General features: G+C 72.4%; 16 protein-coding genes and 2 pseudogenes. 12 read left to right on the top strand and 6 right to left on the bottom strand.

What is annotated here, in order from left to right:
* Window positions 1-4 precede the first annotated feature (4 nt).
* From GQS09_RS31020 to GQS09_RS19175, 4 genes and pseudogenes are all read left to right on the top strand, one after another.
* A pseudogene (locus GQS09_RS31020) lies at window positions 5-382 on the top strand (DUF885 family protein); the annotation flags it as partial.
* Between the two features lie 64 nt (window positions 383-446).
* The gene (locus tag GQS09_RS19185) at window positions 447-1316 is read left to right on the top strand and encodes a DUF885 domain-containing protein (RefSeq protein ID WP_399552563.1); all 870 of its coding nucleotides are present in this window, start codon (window positions 447-449) and stop codon (window positions 1314-1316) included.
* Window positions 1313-1897 carry a tetratricopeptide repeat protein gene (locus tag GQS09_RS19180; protein ID WP_165987909.1) on the top strand — a complete coding sequence of 195 codons (585 nt, stop codon included), beginning with the start codon at window positions 1313-1315 and terminating at the stop codon, window positions 1895-1897. The genes GQS09_RS19185 and GQS09_RS19180 overlap by 4 nt, the downstream gene beginning before the upstream one ends.
* Before the next feature lie 138 nt (window positions 1898-2035).
* On the top strand, window positions 2036-2278 hold the full coding sequence (locus GQS09_RS19175; RefSeq protein WP_165987908.1) for a hypothetical protein: 243 nt from the start codon (window positions 2036-2038) through the stop codon (window positions 2276-2278).
* Between the two features lie 138 nt (window positions 2279-2416).
* Here GQS09_RS19175 and GQS09_RS19170 read toward each other — a convergent pair whose 3' ends face one another.
* Both GQS09_RS19170 and GQS09_RS19165 read right to left on the bottom strand, forming a co-directional pair.
* Window positions 2417-4381, bottom strand: coding sequence for a long-chain fatty acid--CoA ligase (locus tag GQS09_RS19170; RefSeq protein ID WP_165987906.1), 1965 nt, complete (start codon window positions 4379-4381; stop codon window positions 2417-2419).
* A gap of 90 nt (window positions 4382-4471) precedes the next feature.
* Window positions 4472-5788, bottom strand: coding sequence for an acetyl-CoA C-acetyltransferase (locus GQS09_RS19165; protein ID WP_165987904.1), 1317 nt, complete (start codon window positions 5786-5788; stop codon window positions 4472-4474).
* Window positions 5789-6042: 254 nt separating this feature from the next.
* On the opposite strand from GQS09_RS19165, the gene GQS09_RS19160 reads away from it, so the two are divergent.
* Window positions 6043-7470 (top strand): 3-oxoacyl-ACP reductase, encoded by a 1428-nt coding sequence (locus GQS09_RS19160; RefSeq protein WP_165987902.1) that lies wholly within the window; start codon window positions 6043-6045, stop codon window positions 7468-7470.
* On the top strand, window positions 7467-8474 hold the full coding sequence (locus tag GQS09_RS19155) for a MaoC family dehydratase (RefSeq protein WP_165987900.1): 1008 nt from the start codon (window positions 7467-7469) through the stop codon (window positions 8472-8474). The genes GQS09_RS19160 and GQS09_RS19155 overlap by 4 nt, the downstream gene beginning before the upstream one ends.
* A 45-nt stretch (window positions 8475-8519) precedes the next feature.
* On the opposite strand, the gene GQS09_RS19150 is transcribed toward GQS09_RS19155, so the two are convergent.
* Window positions 8520-9167: a TetR/AcrR family transcriptional regulator gene (locus tag GQS09_RS19150; protein ID WP_165987898.1), complete on the bottom strand. Its 648-nt coding sequence runs from the start codon at window positions 9165-9167 to the stop codon at window positions 8520-8522.
* A gap of 70 nt (window positions 9168-9237) precedes the next feature.
* On the opposite strand from GQS09_RS19150, the gene GQS09_RS19145 reads away from it, so the two are divergent.
* The 5 genes and pseudogenes from GQS09_RS19145 to GQS09_RS19125 all read left to right on the top strand — a co-directional run bounded on the left by GQS09_RS19145 (window position 9238) and on the right by GQS09_RS19125 (window position 13723).
* Complete coding sequence (locus GQS09_RS19145) at window positions 9238-9717, top strand: SCP2 sterol-binding domain-containing protein (RefSeq protein WP_165987896.1); 480 nt, start codon at window positions 9238-9240, stop codon at window positions 9715-9717.
* Window positions 9718-9772: 55 nt separating this feature from the next.
* Entirely contained in the window at window positions 9773-10987 is a 1215-nt protein-coding gene (locus tag GQS09_RS19140; protein WP_165987894.1) for an acyl-CoA dehydrogenase family protein, read from the top strand.
* 180 nt (window positions 10988-11167) lie between these two features.
* Window positions 11168-11570, top strand: a pseudogene (locus GQS09_RS19135) (XRE family transcriptional regulator); the annotation flags it as partial.
* 222 nt (window positions 11571-11792) lie between these two features.
* Complete coding sequence (locus GQS09_RS19130; protein ID WP_165987891.1) at window positions 11793-13088, top strand: ATP/GTP-binding protein; 1296 nt, start codon at window positions 11793-11795, stop codon at window positions 13086-13088.
* Window positions 13085-13723 (top strand): RloB family protein, encoded by a 639-nt coding sequence (locus GQS09_RS19125; protein ID WP_243761560.1) that lies wholly within the window; start codon window positions 13085-13087, stop codon window positions 13721-13723. Before GQS09_RS19130 ends, GQS09_RS19125 begins: the two co-directional genes overlap by 4 nt.
* A gap of 61 nt (window positions 13724-13784) precedes the next feature.
* On the opposite strand, the gene GQS09_RS19120 is transcribed toward GQS09_RS19125, so the two are convergent.
* Window positions 13785-15254 (bottom strand): condensation domain-containing protein, encoded by a 1470-nt coding sequence (locus GQS09_RS19120; RefSeq protein ID WP_313896219.1) that lies wholly within the window; start codon window positions 15252-15254, stop codon window positions 13785-13787.
* A 278-nt stretch (window positions 15255-15532) separates the two neighbouring features.
* Complete coding sequence (locus GQS09_RS19115; protein ID WP_165987886.1) at window positions 15533-15751, bottom strand: DUF2277 domain-containing protein; 219 nt, start codon at window positions 15749-15751, stop codon at window positions 15533-15535.
* A gap of 69 nt (window positions 15752-15820) precedes the next feature.
* On the opposite strand from GQS09_RS19115, the gene GQS09_RS19110 reads away from it, so the two are divergent.
* A complete protein-coding gene (locus tag GQS09_RS19110) occupies window positions 15821-16603 on the top strand; it encodes a YqjF family protein (protein ID WP_165987884.1) in 783 nt (260 codons plus the stop codon).
* A 138-nt stretch (window positions 16604-16741) separates the two neighbouring features.
* Here the strand turns inward: GQS09_RS19110 and GQS09_RS19105 are convergent, their stop codons facing one another.
* Complete coding sequence (locus GQS09_RS19105; protein ID WP_165987882.1) at window positions 16742-18259, bottom strand: ATP-dependent DNA ligase; 1518 nt, start codon at window positions 18257-18259, stop codon at window positions 16742-16744.
* Between the last annotated feature and the right edge of the window lie 288 nt (window positions 18260-18547).

Below are 18547 nucleotides of genomic sequence, written 5' to 3'. Positions count from 1 at the left end.
CCGGGTGCCCGAGGCGCTGCGCGGCTACCGGGCCTCCCTGGACGCCGGGCTGGCCCGCGGGCTGCGCGCCGCGCCCCGGCAGGCCGCCGCGGTGGCGGGGCAGCTGACCGAGACCCTCGACAGCGGCTGGTTCCGCAGCCTGGCCGCCGCCGCCCCGGAGGCGCTGCGCACGGAGCTGGCACGGGACGCGGACACGGCCGCGGCCGGCACCGCCGAACTGCGCGACTACCTCACCGGGCGCTATCTGCCGGCCGTCGAGGGCGTCCCGGACGCGGTGGGCCGGGAGCGCTATCTGCGCGGCGCCCGGCAGTGGAACGGGACCGACCCGGACCTGGCGGACGCCTACGCCTACGGCTGGGAGGAGTTCCGCCGGCTGTCCGCGGCCATGCGCGAGGCGGCCGGCGAGGTGCTGCCCGGGGCCTCGCCCGCCCAGGCCATGGAGNGAGGTGCTGCCCGGGGCCTCGCCCGCCCAGGCCATGGAGCACCTCAACCGGCACGGCGAGGCGGTGGAGGGCGTGGAGAACATCCGGCGCTGGCTCCAGGAGCTGATGGACCGCACCATCGACGAGCTCAGCGGCACCCATTTCGACCTGGCAGCGCCGCTGCGGCGGGTGGAGTCGGCGATCGCGCCGCCGGGCACGGCCGCCGCCCCCTACTACATCGAGCCGTCCGCCGACTTCTCCCGGCCGGGCCGCACCTTCCTGCCCACGCTGGGCAGGACCCGGTTCCCCGTCTGGTACCTGGTCTCCACCTGGTTCCACGAGGGCGTGCCCGGCCACCATCTCCAGCTTGCCCAGTGGCGTCATATGGCCGGCCGGCTCTCCGCCTACCAGACCGGGCTGGGCGGCATCTCCGGCTCCATCGAGGGCTGGGCGCTCTACGCCGAGCGGCTCTCCGAGGAACTGGGCCTGTTCGCCGACCCGGGGCGGCGGCTGGGGTTCCTCTCCGAGCAGATGCTGCGCGCGGCCCGGGTCGTCGTCGACATCGGCATGCACCTGGAACTGCGCATCCCGGCGGGCGAGGAGTTCCACCCGGGCGAGGTGTGGACGCCGGAGCTGGCCCGGGACTTCCTGGACCGGCACTGCGGCATCGACGACGCGCACACCGCCTCGGAGATCGTCCGCTACCTGGGGGCGCCGGGGCAGGCGATCAGCTACAAGCTGGGCGAACGCGCCTGGCTGGCCGGGCGGGAGGCGGCCGGGCGGGCGGCGGCCGCGCGGGGCGAGCGGTTCGACCTCAAGTCCTGGCACATGGCCGCGCTCTCCCTGGGCTCGCTCGGGCTGGACGACCTGGCCGACGAACTGGCGGCACTGTGACCGGCCCGGGCGGCGGCGCGGAGCCCGCGGAGGACCCCGCGGAGGACCCCGGTGGCGGGGCGGTGGCGTATGACGAGCGGCTGCGCATGATCCCGGCCGACGAGCCCGCCTACCGCCTCGCCGCCGCCCGGGCCGAGCGTGCGCTGGCGGACGAAATCCGCCGCGGCGCGCCCACCGTGGCCTCGCTGCGCCGGGCCGGCGTCCGCCACCTGGTGCTGCGCGAACTGACCGCCGCCCGGGAGCTGTTCTCCGACGCGGCGGTGCTCGCCGTGCGGCTGGGCGACCCGCGCGGCGAGACGGCGGCGCTGATCGGCCTGGGCGACGCCTACCGGTACGGCGAGGACTACCCGGAGGCCGAGCCCTGCTACCGCAAGGCGCTGCGCATCGCCCATGAACGCTGCCCGGAGCTGGTGGACTTCGCCCTCCAGCACCTGGGCACGTTCCGGATGGACACCGGTGACCTGGATGTCGCGGAGAAGCTGCTGATCGAGGCGCTGGAGCTGCGCCGGGCCAAGGGCGACGCGGGGCTGATCGCCTCCACTGAACGCGCCCTGGAGCTGTGCGAGTCGCTGCGCGGCTGACCGTGCCGCACGGGCAGCGCGGCCGCCCGGCACGTGCGGCTGTGACGTGCGCCGGGTGCGCCCCCGCGTGCCTTACCTGTTGTGCGCGGTTCGGCAAAGAACGGCCCATACCCGGTCCCGATCGGCAACAGTCGGGCCATGAGCCTGATGACCGAGGGGAAGACCCCTGGGCCCGTGCGCTACTACCTGGCCTGCGACCGGGGAGGCTGCGGCGCCCGCATCATGTTCGATCTCGTCATCTCCGACCCGGGACCCTCCCGGGACGAGGACTTCTTCGGCTACCTGCTGCATCCGGCCGAAGAGGCGGCCCCGCACATCTCCGGAATGGGATGGACATTTCTCCAGGGTGACGGCTACTGGTGCCCGTCCTGCTCCGGATAGCGCCGCGGCGGCCGAGCACAGGGCGGGCCCGGTCCGGGGCGTGGGTGTGTGGACCGGGCCCGCCGGCCGGGGGAAGGGGGGCCGCGCATCTCGCACACGGCGGCGCATCTCGCACACGGCGGCGTGGCGGCGGGTGGGTCAGGAGCCGTAGAGGGCCGCGATGGTGTCGGCGTACATCTCCTCCACCGCCTTGCGCTTCACCTTGAGCGAGGGGGTGAGCAGGCCGTTCTCCTCGGAGAACTCGCCGGGCACGATGCGGAAGGCGCGGATCGACTCCGCCCGGGAGACCGCCTCGTTGGCGTAGTCCACGGCCCGCTGCACATCGGCGCGCATCTCCGGGTCCTCGCACAGCTCGCTCAGCGGGGTGTCGGCCGGGCGCCTGCGCACCGACAGCCAGTGCGCCACCGCGTCCTGCTCCAGGGTGACCAGCGCGGCGATGAACGGCCGCCGGTCCCCGACGACCAGGCACTGGCCGACCGGCGGGCGGCTGCGCATCCGGTCCTCCAGCACCGCCGGGGAAACGTTCTTGCCGCCGGTGGTGACCAGCAGGTCCTTCTTCCGTCCGGTGATGGTGAGATAGCCGTCGTCGTCCAGCGCGCCCAGATCGCCGGTGGCGAACCAGCCGTGCGGCTTGGCCCGGCCGGTGGCCTCCGGGTCGTTCCAGTAGGAGCCGAACACCACCGGTCCCTTGAGCAGCACCTCGCCGTCGTCCGCGATCCGCACCGAGGTGCCCGGCACGGGGCGGCCGACCGTGCCCGGCCGGGGCTCCAGGGGCGGCATCAGGGTGGCGGCCGCGGTGGTCTCGGTCAGGCCGTAGCCCTCGTAGATCACCACCCCGCAGCCGAGGAAGAAGAGATTGAGCCGGGCGTCCAGCGGTGATCCGCCGCTGATGGCGTAGCGCAGCCGCCCGCCCAGCGCCTTGCGGACCCGCCGGTAGACCAGCAGGTCGTACAGGCTGCGGGCGAGCCGCAGCCCGAGGCCCGGGGCCGGGCCGGTGCCGTAGTAGCCGGCGAGCTCGGCCTCGCCGTAGCGGACCGCGATCCGGTCGGCCCGGTCGAAGGAGGCGCCGCGGCCGAGCTTCTCGGCGGTCGCCCGCCCGGTGTCGTGGATCTTCTCGAACAGATACGGCACCCCCACCACGAAGGTCGGCCGGAACGACTCCAGCTCCGGCCGCAGCTCGTCCGGCTTGATGCTGGGGCAGTGCCCCACCGGTATCCGGGCCTTGAGGCAGGAGATCTGTATGGTGCGGCCCAGGATGTGCGCCAGCGGCAGGAACAGCAGGGTGGCCGCGGCCTCCCCGGTGATCTCGGTGAACACCGGGTGCAGCAGGTCGATGGTGTTGACCGACTCGGCGTGCAGATTGGCATGGGTGAGCACACAGCCCTTGGGCCGTCCGGTGGTGCCGGAGGTGTAGCAGACGGTGGCGACCGACTCCGGGGTGAGCGCGGCCCGCCGTTCCGCCACGACGGTGTCCTCGACGGACCGGCCCAGGGCGGTCAGCTCGCTGATCGCACCGTCGGTCAGCCGCCAGACCGTGACCGCTCCCGCGTCGTCCCCGCCGCTGCCGCTGCCGCTGCCGTCGCCGCTGTCGCCGAGGCCCGCGACGGCCTGCTTGGCGGTGGCGGCGTTCTCCTCGGTCTCCACCACCAGGAAGCGGGTGCCGGAGTCGCGCAGTATCCATTCCACCTGCTCGGCCGAGGAGGTGGCGTAGACGGGAACGGTCTGGCCGCCCGCCGCCCAGATCGCGAAGTCCAGCAGCGCCCACTCGTAGCGGGTGCGGGACATCACGGCGACCCGGCCGCCGGCCGGCAGCCCGGCGGCGATCAGGCCCTTGGCCACCGCGGTCACCTCACGGGCGAAGGCGGCGGCGGAGACCGGGCGCCACCGCCCGGCCGCGTCCTTGCGGCGGTAGACCGTCGCGCCGGGCGCCTCGGCCGCGTTGGCGAACGGGAGGTCCGCGATGCTGCCCGTGCGGAGCGGCTCGCCGAGCGCGGAGGCGCGCACCTCCCGCACCGTGCCGTGTTCCCGGATCACCTCCAGCCGGACACGATCGGCCAGCTCCGGTCGCTTTCTGGCTTTCCGCAGATCCTTCCGTACACCCATGGGTCGGCTCCTTGCAGTGGGGAGGGGTGGTGACGTGCGGTGTGCTCCGGCCGGCTCCGGCCGGCTCCGGTCGGCGCCGGCCGGTCACGGTCAGCGTTCGAGCAGCGCGGTGACGCCCTGGCCGCCGGCCGCGCAGATCGAGACCAGGCCGCGCACCGGCCCGCCGCCGTCCCCGCCGGACGTCCGTGCCTTCTCGTGCAGCAGCTTGGCCAGGGTGGCGACGATCCGGCACCCGGTGGCGGCGAAGGGATGCCCGGTGGCCAGGGAGGAGCCGGTGACATTGAGGCGGTCCCGGTCCACGGAGCCCAGCGGCTTGTCCAGGCCCAGCCGCTCCCGGCAGAAGTCCGGGTCCTCCCACGCGGCCAGGGTGGCCAGCACCTGGGAGGCGAACGCCTCGTGGATCTCGTACAGATCCGGGTCGCCCAGCCCCAGGCCGGCCGCGGCCAGCAGCCGGGGCACCGCGTACACCGGCGCCATGAGCAGCCCGTCCGGACCGTCCACGAAATCCACGGCAGCGGTGCGGGACTGCCCGAAGTACGCCAGCACCGGCAGCCCCCGCTCCGCCGCCCACTCCTCGGAGGCCAGCAGCACGGTGGCCGCGCCGTCGGTGAGCGGGGTGGAGTTGCCCGCGGTCATGGTGGCCTCCTCCCCGAACTGCCGGCCGAACACCGGCTTCAGCCGTGCCAGCCGCTCCGGGGTGCTGTCCGGACGCAGGTTCTGGTCGCGCTCCAGGCCGCGGAAGGGGGTGACCAGATCATCGAAGAAGCCCCGCTCGTAGGCGGCGGCCAGCCGCTGATGGCTCGCCGCGGCCAGGGCGTCCTGAGCGGCGCGTGCGACCCGCCACTCGCGGGCGGTGAGCGCGGCGTGCTCGCCCATGGACAGGCCGGTGCGCGGCTCGGCATTGCGCGGGATGTCCGGCACCAGGTGGCGGGGCCGCACCGCGGTCAGCGCGCGCAGCCGCTTCGGCAGGGTGCGCCCGCGGCGGGCACCGAGCAGGATGCGGCGCAGGTCGTCGTTGACCCCCAGCGGGGCGTCGCTGGTGGTGTCCACGCCGCCCGCGATGCCCGCCTCGATCTGCCCCAGGGCGATCTTGTTGGCGATCAGGATGACCGTCTCCAGGCCCGTGCCGCACGCCTGCTGGACGTCGTAGGCGGGGGTGGCGTGGTCGAGCCGGCTGCCCAGCACGGTCTCGCGGGCGAGGTTGAAGTCACGGCTGTGCTTGAGCACGGCACCGGCGGCGAACTCGCCCAGCCGCTCCCCGCGCAGGCCGAACCGGTCCACCAGCCCGGCCAGCGCGGCGGTGAGCATCTCCTGGTTGGAGGCGGTGGCATACGGACCGTCCGAACGGGCGAACGGGATGCGGTTGCCGCCGACGATCGCGACCCGGCGGGCTGCGGGGCTGGTCATGGCACGCGGCTCCTTCTGCGTCTGCGCTCTGCCCGCTGCGTGGCCGTGAGGGCGGGGCGGGGCGGGGTGGGGGAGTGGTGGGATGGAGTGGTTCTGTGCGGGCATCGGTGCCCGCCGGCCGGATCGGCGATGCCGCCGGTGGTCTCATCGGCGGAACCACGTGGCCCGTGTGGCTGGTGGGCGGAGATGGGTTGTGATCGGGGAACTGTCTACCTACTCTTCAGTAGACTTACTCATGCGTAGGGAGGAAATCAATGGCCGATCGCTACCAGAAATGGACCGCCCGCGGCCCGGGGGCCTTCGCCGCCAAGCGCCTCGGCCTGCCGCGTCCCGAGCCGCTGCGCCGCTACCGCCCTGGTCAGCCGCTGCTTGCCGGCCCGGCGGTGCTCGGCGGGGCGGACGGCGGACGGCTGGGCACCCGCCTGCGCGCGCTGCTGGACTCCTGTGGCGTCCAGGTGCGCGAGCCCGGCGGGACGGGCGGGAGCGAGGAAAGCGGCGGAAGCGGCGGGAACGGCGGTGCGCCGGGCGCCTCCGGCCGTCCGGCGGAACGGCCCGCCGCCCTGGTCTTCGACGCGACCGGCATCACCGGCAGCGGACAGCTCCGCGCCCTGCACGGCTTCTTCCATCCGCTGATCAGGTCGCTCGCACCCTGCGGCCGGGTCGTCGTCCTCGGCACCCCTCCCGAGCGGGCCGCGCGGCCGGCCGAGGCCACGGCCCAGCGCGCCCTGGAGGGCTTCGTCCGCTCCGTCGGCAAGGAACTCCGGCGCGGCGCCACCGCGCAGCTCCTGCTGGTCCCGCCGGGTGCGGAGGACGCCTGCGAATCCACCCTGCGCTTTCTGCTCTCCGCCCGCTCCGCCTATGTCTCCGGCCAGCCGCTGAGCGTCACCGGCGGCGGCGCGGCCGACGCGCCGGAGGACTGGGAACGGCCCCTGGCCGGCCGTACCGCCCTGGTCACCGGGGCCTCCCGGGGCATCGGGGCGGTGATCGCCGAGACCCTGCACCGGGATGGCGCCCGGGTGCTCTGCCTGGACCTGGCCGCACAGCGCGCCGACCTGGCGGCGGTGGCCGCGCGCAGCGGCGGCCTGGAGCCGCTGGAGCTGGACATCGCCGCCGAGGACGCCCCCGGGGCGCTGGAGCGCGCGGTGCGCGAACGGTCGCCGGAGGGCATCGACATCGTGGTGCACAACGCCGGCATCACCCGGGACAAGACCCTGGGCCGGATGGACACCGGGCGCTGGGACAGCGTGCTGGCGGTCAATCTCACCGCGGTGGAACGTCTGAACGAACGGCTGCTGTCCGGCAGCGGCCGCGGGGGCGGGGTGCTGCGGGACGGCGGCCGGATCGTCTGCACCTCCTCCATCGCCGGCATCGCCGGGAACGTCGGGCAGACCAACTACGCGGCCAGCAAGGCCGGTCTGATCGGCCATGTGCAGGCCCTGGCACCGGTGGCCGCGGAACGCGGGATCACCGTGAACGCGGTGGCGCCCGGCTTCATCGAGACCCGGATGACGGCGGCCGTGCCGCTGCTCATCCGGGAGGCCGGCCGGCGGATGAACAGCATGCGGCAGGGCGGACAGCCGGTGGACGTGGCCGAGGCGGTGGCCTACTTCGCCTCGCCCGGCAGCGGCGGGGTCACCGGTCAGGTGCTGCGCGTCTGCGGCCAGTCGCTGCTGGGGGCGTGAGCGTGCGGACCCCGACGGCGGTGCCCGGCAGACCACCCGCCCTGCTGGGCAGCTACGCCCGCGCGCTGCTGCCCAAGCGCTCCGCGGCCGCCCCGCTCCGGCTGCCCGAGCGGTGCGCGGTGCTGACCGGCGTGCCCATCGACCCCGGCCACCTGCGGCGCTACGCCCGTACCTGCGGTTTCGCCACCGGCCCCGCCGCGTCCGCCGGGGCGCCGGGGCCGCAGCTGCCGCCGCTGCCGCTGACCTACCCCCACCTCGTGGGCTTTCCGCTCCAGCTGGGGCTGATGGCCCGCCGGGACTTCCCGTTCCCGCTGCTCGGGCTGGTGCACATCGCCAACGAGATCGAGCGGACCCGGCCGCTGACCCCCGGGGAGCCGCTGAGCTACACGGTGCATGCCGAGCAGCCGTACGGGCATCCGCGCGGCACGGCCTTCACCATGGCGGTCGACGCCGCGGCACCGGACGGCGAAACGGTCTGGCGCTCCCGCAGCACCTACCTCACCCGCCACCGCACCGGCACCCCCGGCGGCTCCGGCTCCGCCGGGCCGGAAGCGCCGGGAGAAGCCGGCGAGCCGGCCGGCGCTGGCGGGGTGCCCGGCCGGGACCCCGGTGCGGACCCCGGTGCGGACCCCGGCACGGGCCCCGAGCTGAGCGAGGTATGGCAGGTGCCGGGCTCGACGGGCCGGGAGTACGCCCGGGTCTCCGGCGACCGCAACCCGATCCATCTGCACCGGCTGCCCGCCCGGCTGCTGGGTTTCCCGCGCGCCATCGCGCACGGCATGTGGTCCAAGGCGCGGTGCCTGGCGGCGCTCTCGGACCGGCTGCCGGCGGGAGCCTGCCGGGTCCGGGTCACCTTCCACGCCCCGGTGCTGCTGCCCTCCGAGGTCCGGTTCCGTGCCGCCGGGAGCCCGGACGGCCCCGGCCTGTCCTTCACCCTCACCACGCCCGACGGCGCACGCACCCACCTGCGGGGCGAGGTGGCCGCCCGGCCCGGCGGCCGGTGAGCCGCACGCCCCCGCGCCGGGCGCCCCCGGCCGCACCCGGCCGCTCTACGGCTGCGCCGGGGGCACCCAGGCCTCGCCCTCCAGGACCTGGCGCATGCCCACCCAGACCATGTTCATCAGGCGCAGCGCCACCCGGTCAGCGGGCTCCTCCGGGTGCCGTTCCATCCAGTCGGTGAGCGAGTCGGCCGCGCCCACCAGCACATGCCCCACGAAATCGGCTTCCTTCTCGCCCAGCCGGCTGCCCGCGCGCTCCGCGATGCCGGCCCGCACCAGGGCGACCACCTCGTCCGTCACCGAGCGCCGGGCCTGTACCACCTCGGCGGCGATGACGTCCCCCAGTTCGGACGCCTGGCGGTAGAGCACCACCCAGCTGTCCCGGTGCTCGGTGACAAAGGCGAAGAAGGCCCGCAGACCGGCCCACAGCCGGGTCTCCGGGCTGGTGCCGCCGGCCTCGGCCGCTTCCCGGAAGGCGGACCGCAGCCGTTCGCTCTCCCGCCGGATGCAGGCGATGAACAGCCCTTCCTTGGAGCCGAGATAGAGATACACCATCGGCTTGGAGATGCCGGCGAGCTCGGAGATCTCGTCCACCACGGCGGCGTGGTAGCCCCGTTTGGAGAAGACCTGCACGGCCGCGTCGATGATCTGCTGCTCGCGGACCCTGCGCGGCAGGCGCTGTCTCTGTTTCGCCGTCACTCTTGCCAGCTTACCTACCCGACCGTAATCTTACTCAGAAGTAAGTTTACTCTTCAGTAAGGATGTGTCGATGGCAGACAACGCCAACGCCGACGCCAACCTGCTCTCCAGGCTGGACGCGATGGACTTCGCCACCGTCGCCCCCGAGGAGTTCGCCCGGCTGGTCAAGGGACTGTCCAAGAAGGAGATTGCCGAGGTCATGACCGGCGAGCTGCGCGTCAAGGTGCTGCGCGCGGTGTTCTCCCGGATGGAGCGGCAGTTCCGCCCCGAGGCCGCGGGCTCGCTCAGGGCGCTGATCCGCTGGCAGGTCACCGGCGACACCGAGGCGGTGTACGAGGTGTCCATCGCGGACGGCGGCTGCGCGGTGCGCGAGGGCCGCACCGAGGCCGACGCCCGGACCACCCTGTCCATGGGCGACGCCGAGTTCCTGCGGCTGGTCTCCGGCAATGCCAACCCGGTGACCATGTTCATGACGCGCAAGCTCAAGGTGGCCGGGGACGTGGGGCTGGCCTCCGGCCTGACCCGCCTGTTCGACATCCCCAAGGCGTGAGCCCGAGCCTCCGCCTCTCCCCGCCCCGCCACGCCACGCCTAAGGAGCAACAACAGTGACCGGCTTCTCCCTGGACCTGACCGAGGAACAGCGCGACCTGAGGGACTGGGTGCACGGTTTCGCCGCCGAGGTGGTCCGGCCCGCCGCCGCCGAATGGGACGAGCGCGAGGAGACCCCCTGGCCCGTCATCCAGGAGGCCGCCAAGATCGGCCTCTACAGCTTCGAGACCCTGGCCGAGCTGTTCGGCGACCCCGCCGGTCTGTCCCTCCAGATCGCCAACGAGGAGCTGTTCTGGGGAGACGCCGGGATCGGCATGGCCATCTTCGGCACCACCCTGGCGGTGGCCGGCATCTTCTCCGCCGGCACCCCGGACCAGCTCGTCGAATGGGTGCCGCAGTGCTTCGGCGACCCCGACGACCCCAAGGTGGCCGCCTTCTGCGTCTCCGAGCCGCACGCCGGGTCCGACGTCTCCGCCATGCGCACCCGGGCCCGCTACGACGAGGCCGCCGACGAGTGGGTACTCAACGGCCAGAAGGCATGGATCACCAACGGCGGCATCGCCGGCGTGCACGTCGTGGTCGCCTCCGTCGACCCCGGGCTCGGCGCCCGCGGCCAGGCCGCTTTCGTCGTCCCCCCGGGCACCAGAGGGCTGGTCGGCAACAAGAAGATCAAGAAGCTGGGGCTGCGCGCCTCGCACACCGCCGACGTCTTCCTCGACGACGTGCGGGTGCCCGGCTCGTGTCTGCTCGGCGGCAAGGAGAAGCTGGACGAGCGGCTCGCCCGGGCCCGCGAGGGCTCCCGGGCGGGCGGCCAGGCGGCCATGGCCACCTTCGAGGCCAGCCGCCCCACCGTGGGCGCCCAGGCGCTGGGCATCGCCCGCGCCGCCTACGAATACGCCCTGGACTACGCCAAGGACCGGGTCGCCTTCGGCCGCCCGATCATCGAGAACCAGGCCATCGCCTTCACCCTGGCCGACCTGCGCACCGAGATCGACGCCGTCCGGCTGCTGATCTGGCGGGCCGCCTGGATGGCCCGCAACGAGAAGCAGTTCACCGCCGGCGAGGGCTCGATGTCCAAGCTGCGCGCCGGGGAGCTGGCCGTGACCGCCACCGAGAAGGCCGTGCAGATCCTGGGCGGCGCCGGCTACAGCCGCGAACACCCCGTGGAGCGCTGGTACCGGGACAGCAAGATCTACACCATCTTCGAGGGCACCAGCGAGATCCAGCGCCTGGTCATCGCCCGCGCCCTCTCCGGCCACCACATCCGCTGACCATACCTGCTGGTCATTCGGCATCCCTTCCGGCTCGCTGCCGAGGAATCGGCGGCGGACCGGAGGAATGCCGTGGCGTCTTCCTTTTCTTCTGGGGGAATTCTGGGAGATCATCTTCTGATCTCCCATGGGGATCGGCCCCCATTCCCGCTTGTCGACCACCACCCGCAGCGAGTCCTCCCTCACCACCGTGATGTCGTCGGCGCACTGCTGCCGGACCTGATCCGTGACGCGCAGCCGGCAGTGCGCCAGGCCGGCACGGTGGCGGACCGGCGTGGCCCAGGGCGTGCTCGCAGAGGTGTACTGCCTGGCCCAGTTCTTCCTCGCCTACCAGCCCGATTCAGCGATGCTGTGGCGGGTCGCCGAGCGTGGCATGGTCGCCGCCCAGGAATCAGAGGACCCGCACGCCATCGCCGTGTCGGCCTGGCTGCTCGCCGAGGCACACCGCGACTCCGGGCAACACCACCTGGACGCCGCCGACCACTTGACCACGGAGACGCTTCGCTACCTGGACCCGCTGTTGCCGGACGCTGGCGACGACGTGCTGGCGATGTCCGGGGCACTGCGCGCGGCCGCCGGCTACCGCCCGCCGGGCCGCTGCGGAACCAGGGCGCCGGACCGTTGAGGGGAGGCCACCCCACGATCGCACGTTCGAGCGAGGCGGCTGCCACCTGCCGCGTGACGGTCTCGGCGCGACGAGTGCCGGCCTCAGTTTGCCTGGGAAGGTTGCATCAGATGGCGCTCTCGGGCAAGTTTTGCCCTGAGGGGCGCTGAGATGAGCCGACACTCCACCTTAGGAGACCTGATGTTGCTGCGCTTCACGGTCACCAACTACGCCTCCTTCCGTGACGAGACGGAGCTGACTTTCGTTGCCGAACGGAGGCATGAGCATCTCGCCGTCCAGCCGGTTCCCCGCTCGCAACTGTGGGCGCTCCCGGTGGCCGGTATCTTCGGTGCCAACGCCGCCGGCAAGAGCAATTTCATTCATGCTCTCGCGTTCATGAAGGCAGCGATTGTGAACTCGCATCAGAAATGGGCGCCAAGGGCCGATATTCCTCGTCGCCCCTTTCTGCTGGGACGGGAGGGGGAGAGTCGGCCGAGCGAGTTTGCCATGGAGTTCACGGTCGAGGGAATTCGCTATGAGTTCGGATTCGTGTGCGACTCCAGGGAATTCCTTGGTGAGTGGCTCTACAGCTATCCGGAAGGGCGCCCACGGAAGTTCTACGAGCGCAAGGCCGGGAAGCCGATGAGCTTCGGCCCCTCGCTGCACGGTCAGAAGGTGCAGATCGAACGAATGGTCCGTGCCAACAGTCTTTTCCTGTCGGCTGCCGCAGCGAATAACCACGAGCAACTGCTCCCCGTTTTCGACTGGTTCTCGTCGGGTCTCCGTATCGCCTGGGACAGCAACTTCGAAGGCCGTCTGAGGGAGACTCGGCACTATCTGGACTCGCACAGCTCCAGAGCGGTTCTGAGCTTGCTGAAGTACGCTGATCTCGGTGTCTCCGATGTCACGTTCTCAGAACTCAAGTTCTCTCCGGAGCAGGCAAAGAAGATCGCCGAACTGATCCAGTTCCTCGACTCCGACGCTGCCGACATCTCCCCCGAGGAGATCAGTGCGGGGGTTGATGTGGAGGTTTCCCATGTGGTGGATGGGAAAGAGTTCAGGTTGCCGTTGGAGCTGGAGTCCAGTGGAACACGCACCTGGCTTGGGATTGTCGGGCCGATCGTTTCCACCCTGATGCGGGGAAGTGTGCTTGTCGTTGATGAGTTGGATGCCCGGCTTCATCACCACCTGACCGCCCAGCTCATCCGGCTTTTCCAGGACCCACGAACGAATCTGCATGGTGCACAACTCCTGTTCAACACCCATGACGCGGCCCTGCTGGGGCCGGAGGCCGCCGCGACGCTCCGGCGCGACCAGGTGTGGATCGCAGAGAAGAAGGAAGGTGCCACGACCCTGTATCCGCTGACGGACTACAAGGTGCGCTCCATCGAGAATGTGGAAAAACGCTATCTCGGAGGCAGGTACGGCGGTCTGCCATTCTTTGATGAGGAACTGCTGCAGAGTGTGATTTCCGAGGTGGAGGCGGCAAGGAATTGATCAGGCCAGGAAGGTCGCTGGATCGTCGATCCAAAGAGAACCCTCCCCGGAAGAGACTGCTGGTATGTTTTGAGGGTGAGGTGACCGAAAGCCTCTACGTCAACGGTCTCCGGAAGCTGCTTCGCGGGTGCCCCGTTCATATTGAGACCGGAAGAAAGAACGGCGAGCCACTCAATCTCGTGCGAAGCGCGATCAAGCGCGCACGTCAGATCTCGCGCGGGGACTCCTACGACGAGGTCTGGTGCTTATTCGACGTGGAGACGCCACCGCACAGCGGACTCGCCGCCGCCCTTGAACTGGCCGACAAGAACGGCATTCGTTGCGCAATCTCGAACCCATGCTTTGAGCTATGGCTGGTCCTTCACGTTGTCGATTGTCATCGCCATATGACGTCCAGGCGTATGGAAGATCTTGCCGAGAAGGAAATCGTCAGCTATGCCGGCAAGAAGTTCTCTTTCGAGGAGGTCCGGCCGCACATTGCACAGGCGTGGGAGCGTGCGCGGCGGCTGGAGGCCAAGCACGCGCCGGGCAGTCCGGTGCAGCTGAGAAATCCGTCGACGACCATGTGGGCTTTTATTGAATCGCTTCGGGACAACGGATGGGCCGTGCCCGGTCTTTCCGGGACGTCGGACTGACCGGGTGCCGTTCGGACAGCCTGCTTCGCGAAAGCGCGAGGCCGGTGAGCGGTGCGCCCGTTCAGCTCACCGCTCGGATCCCGGCGCTGTGCCGGCCGAGGGCCGCGTTCGGGTCCCGGGGGCCGGGCAGCCCTGTCTGGCCCTGCGCCTGGTGGGCCACCGTCAGGATGGCGGAGCGCAGGCGGTCGACGTAGAGGCGCATGGAGTGGCGGGCGGCCTCGGTGTCCGGGTGTCGGCAGGCGAACTGCATGCCCTCGTGGAGCCGGGTGATCCAGGCGCACACCTGGTCGCCGTAGGAGACCCGGATCAGCCCGTACGCCTTGAGCTCCTGCCACCGCTCCGAGCCCGGTACGGCCCGGGCGTCGACGTACGACACGATCGAGTACAGGTCCGGGGAGGTGGGCCGGAAGTCGGCGCCCAGCAGCTTGAGCACGCGGGCGATGGGGGTCCGGGACAGCGGCCGGCTCTCCCGCAGCGCGGCGCGGACCATGCGCAGCGCCCCGTCGAAGTCGCGCGCCCCGGCCACCGGGATCTCGACCGGCGCGCCGCCCACGTACCAGCCCACCGAGTCGGACCAGCGGGACTTGGCCCTGGTGTGGAACGGCACCACCGTGCGGTACACCTGCTGTCCGCCGATCTCCCGGACGATCAGGGCGGTGGCGGCGAGGATGCCGACCAGGCTGCCGCCGTACGGGCGGCAGTACGCCTCGAAGGCCGCCGCGTCGGCGTCGCCCACCAGCATCTCCTGCATCAGCCGCTGGGTGGGGAGCGGGCCTTGCGGATCGAGCCCGAGATCGAGGGGGAAGTTCGGCAGCCTGCCGTCACAGTGCGCGATGAATTCGCGCCAGCGCGCCACGATCGCGTGCGTGTCGTCGATCCGGTCCGCGCCGGCGCGCTCGGCGGCGCAGAAGTCGACATAGCTGGTGACCGGTGCGGTGTCCAGGGCACGGCCGGCCAGGCCCGCCGCGTAGAGCTCGTGGATGTCGGCGGTGATGCGCTGCAGGGAGTACGCGTCGACGTTGGTGTGGTCGAAGGCCATGCAGACGCTGGTGCCGTCCTGGCGGACGACCGCCGTATAGAGGAAGTTGGGCCAGGTGAGCGCGTCGGCCGCGATGTCGAAGCGGTCCTCCAGATAGCGGGTGAGCTTCGCCGCCTCGGGGAAGTCGCCGATGTCCTCGCGGTGCAGGGCGACCGCGCTCGCGTCGAGGGTGAAGCGCCGCAGGCTCTCGCCGGTCCACTGGAAGCCGCTGCGCAGCGTCTCGTGGCGCAGTGTCCACGCGTGCAGCGCGTCCTGCAGGATGCCAAGATCGACCGGCCCGGGGATGTCGAAGGCCGTGCCGAGCCAGGTGGGCACGAAGAGGCCGTCCCGGCGGACCGATCGCGCCGTCCGGACGTGGGACTCCTGTACGTACGCGGGCGGGCGGCGATCCTCCGGCAGACCGGCCGCGGCCTCGACTGCCGCCGGATGCAGCGTCCACTCCACGAGGTGTCCGGGGCGGATCTCGCAGCGGTGGATGTCGGTCAATCGCACGGGGCTCTCCGTTCGGCAACCCCCCGGGGACACAGATGCAGCGCCGGGAGCATCACTCCCGACGCAAACGGCCCAACGATCGGATGATCCGTAAGCAACGGCCCGGGCACCGCCGTCCCACCCCGCTGTTCCGTGCGGAACAGCGGCGGGAGCGCCGGCGGAGCACCGCGGGATGGCACATGGGTGTAAGTACAACGGTGTTATACGGCATGCATATGTCAAATTACTCCCGTGTAACACATGCTGCCGGTGGGAGGCGCGGGACGCCGGCGTGCAGGTCAGCGGCGTGTGGCGCCGCGTATCTCCAGATGTTCGAGCAGATGCGCGGTGGCCTCGGTGACCGCTTCAACCGCTTCGTCAAAGACTGCGCGGTTGTGCGCGGCGGGAGCGCGGAAGCCGGACACCTTGCGCACGTACTGGAGGGCAGCCGCGCGGATGTCCTCGTCGGTGACCTCGGGCGTCATCGGGGCACGGAGCGTCTTGATACTGCGGCACATGCAGCCAGTGTGCCTCCCGGCACCGACAACCGGCGGACGGCGCGGGACACCCCGTGCGATGCTGGCAGGGTGCCCAGGACACCGCCCGGCCGCCCGGAGCCGGTGAGCGCCGATCCGCCGCCCGGTTCCGCCGCCGGACACCCGCTGCTCACCCAGTCCTGGCTCGACCTCGCCTTCCTGCACTGGGCCGCCGACCCCGCCGAGGTGGCCGGCCTGCTGCCGCCCGGGACCGTCCCGGACACCTTCGAGGGGGCCGCCTACATCGGGCTGGTGCCCTTCCGGATGCACCGGGTGGGATGGTTCGGGCTGCCCGGTGTGCCGTATCTGGGCACCTTCCCGGAGACGAACGTCCGGCTGTACGCCGTGGACGGCGACGGGCGGCGGGGCGTGGTCTTCCGGTCGCTGGACGCCTCGCGGCTGATTCCGGTGGCGGTGGCACGGGCGTTCTTCGGACTGCCGTACATGTGGTCCCGGATGGCGATCCGGCGCAGCGGGGAGACCATCACCTACACCAGCACCCGGCGGTGGCCGGGGCCGCGCGGGGCGCACAGCCGGATCACCGTGCGCCCCGGGGAGCGGATCGAGGAGCCCTCCGCGCTGGAGCACTTCCTCACCGCGCGCTGGGGCATGCACAGCGCCTTCTTCGGAGGCCGCACCTACTACCTGCCCAACGCCCACCCCCGGTGGCCGCTGCACCGCGCCGAGCTGGTCGACTGCGAGGAGAACCTGACCCGGGCCGCCGGCCTGCGCGGGGCGCTCGGCGAGCCGGTGAGCGTGCTGTACTCGCCCGGCGTCGCGGTCCGCTTCGGCGGCCCGGCCCGCCGGCGGGCCGGGGGCGTGCCCACCCCCTGATCCGGGTGCGGAACGGCCCGGCGCATCCCGGCTGTCCCGGCCCCGCCCGCCCTGGACTGCCCGTCCCGGCCTGCCGCGGCCTCTCCCGGCCTCTCCCGGCCTCTCCCGGCCTCTCCCGGACCGGCCCGCCGTTCCGGCTCAGCGGAGCAGGGCGCGGACCTGGTCGACGGTGTCGGCCTCGGCCGCGGTCTTGTCCTCGCGGTAGCGGATCACGCGGGCGAAGCGCAGAGTGACGCCCTCCGGATACCGGGGCGAGCGCTGGACACCGTCGAAGGCGATCTCCACGACCAGCTCCGGGCGGACCCGCACCACCCAGCCGTCGTCGCTCACCGCGAGCTCCTGCAGCCTGCGGGTCTGCCAGGCCAGCAGCTCGTCGGTCAGCCCCTTGAACGTCTTGCCGAGCATGGCGAAGGAGCCGTCCGGGCGGCGGGCGCCGAGATGGAGATTGGACAGCAGGCCGGTACGCCGCCCACTGCCCCGCTCCACGGCGAGAACCACCAGGTCCAGTGTGTGCACGGGCTTGACCTTGAGCCACGAGGCGCCGCGCCGGCCGGCCGTGTAGCGGGAGTCCAGGGCCTTGACCACGACACCCTCGTGCCCCCGGGCCAGGGCCGCCTCCGCAAAGGCACGGGCGGCGCGCCGGGCCGCCGGATCGGCGGGGTCGTCCACCGGCAGGCGGCGGATGCGGCGCGGCTCCGGGGCCACCCGGGCCAGCTCCGCGTACCGCTCCCCGGCCGGCATGTCCAGCAGGTCGCGGCCGTCCAGGGAGAGGATGTCGAAGAAGACCGGCAGCACCGGCAGCGTCCCCCCGGCGCTGGCCACCCGGGAGGACACCTCCTGGAACGGGCGGGGACGGCCGCTGTCGTCCAGGGAGACGACCTCGCCGTCCAGCACCGCCGTGCCGGCCTCCAGCTCCAGGGCGGCCCGCCGCACCTCCGGCAGCCGCGCGGTGATCTCGTCCAGGGTGCGGGTGAAGACGCGGACGCCGGAGCCCTCCCGGTGCACCTGGACCCGGATGCCGTCCAGCTTCTCCTCCACGGCGCACGGGCCGAGCCGGTCCAGGGCCTCGTCCACGTCCTTGGCGGTCTGCGCCAGCATCGGCTGCACCGGCCGCCCCACCTCCAGCCGGAACCGGGCCAGCGCGCCCGGCCCTCCGGCGAGCAGCGCGGCGGCCACCGCCCCGAGCGAGCCGCCCAGCATCACCGCGCGGCGCACCTCGTCCGGGGCCGCCCCGGCCGCCGCCGCCAGGCCCTCCACGGCCAGGGCGTCCAGCGCGCCCTGCCGCAGCTCACCCGTCAGCAGCCGGACCAGGAAGTGCTGTTCCTCCTCGGTGGCCGCGGACATCAGCCCGTCCAGCAGGTCGCGGCGGGCGGCGGTCGCGCCCTTGCCGGAGACCGCCGCCATCCGGCTCAGCGCCGCATCGGTCTCCCGCACGGTGAGGGACGGCGCGGCGGCGGGCGGCGGCAGCCCGTGCAGCGAGCGCCGGCCGATGCCGGTGCGCCGCTGCGGCAGCCGCCCGGCCAGATACGTGATGACCAGCGGGGCGTCCTCCGGACCGGCCAGTGAGAACAGCCGGGCCAGCGCGGCGGTCTTGGCCGAGCGCGCCGCTGTCCCGGCCACCTCCCGGGACGTCCGGGCCAGCTCCGCGAGCAGCATGCCTCCCATGGTCCCCCGCGGCCCCGGTTACCGCAGCCTCCGCGCCACGCCGCTGTCGGCGGCACCGCACCGGCACCGCACCGGCCGGGGGGGCCGGGAGACGAAGACGGGAGACGAAGACGGGAGACGGGGATGGGGGGACGGGCGGCCCGGGCGGTGGCTCAGGTGCGGCCCGCCGGGCGGCTGCCGGGAGAGGCGGCGCCGGCGGCGGCGGGTTCCCCGGCGGCCAGGGCTTCGAGGGCGGGACCGTCGGCGCGGAGGCGGGCCCCCGCCGCGTGCTCCGCGGCG

The sequence above is a fragment of the Streptomyces sp. YIM 98790 genome, from assembly GCF_011421595.1.
Taxonomy (GTDB): domain Bacteria; phylum Actinomycetota; class Actinomycetes; order Streptomycetales; family Streptomycetaceae; genus Streptomyces.
This window is presented reverse-complemented; position numbering and strand designations above follow the sequence as displayed.

What these genes read in the sequence shown, in the direction of transcription:
- GQS09_RS19175 (WP_165987908.1), top strand. Translation starts at nt 2,036, where the DNA reads ATGAGCCTGATGACCGAGGGGAAGACCCCTGGGCCCGTGCGCTACTAC.
- GQS09_RS19170 (WP_165987906.1), bottom strand. Translation starts at nt 4,381, where the DNA reads ATGGGTGTACGGAAGGATCTGCGGAAAGCCAGAAAGCGACCGGAGCTG.
- GQS09_RS19165 (WP_165987904.1), bottom strand. Translation starts at nt 5,788, where the DNA reads ATGACCAGCCCCGCAGCCCGCCGGGTCGCGATCGTCGGCGGCAACCGC.
- GQS09_RS19160 (WP_165987902.1), top strand. Translation starts at nt 6,043, where the DNA reads ATGGCCGATCGCTACCAGAAATGGACCGCCCGCGGCCCGGGGGCCTTC.
- GQS09_RS19145 (WP_165987896.1), top strand. Translation starts at nt 9,238, where the DNA reads ATGGCAGACAACGCCAACGCCGACGCCAACCTGCTCTCCAGGCTGGAC.
- GQS09_RS19130 (WP_165987891.1), top strand. Translation starts at nt 11,793, where the DNA reads ATGTTGCTGCGCTTCACGGTCACCAACTACGCCTCCTTCCGTGACGAG.
- GQS09_RS19115 (WP_165987886.1), bottom strand. Translation starts at nt 15,751, where the DNA reads ATGTGCCGCAGTATCAAGACGCTCCGTGCCCCGATGACGCCCGAGGTC.
- GQS09_RS19105 (WP_165987882.1), bottom strand. Translation starts at nt 18,259, where the DNA reads ATGCTGCTCGCGGAGCTGGCCCGGACGTCCCGGGAGGTGGCCGGGACA.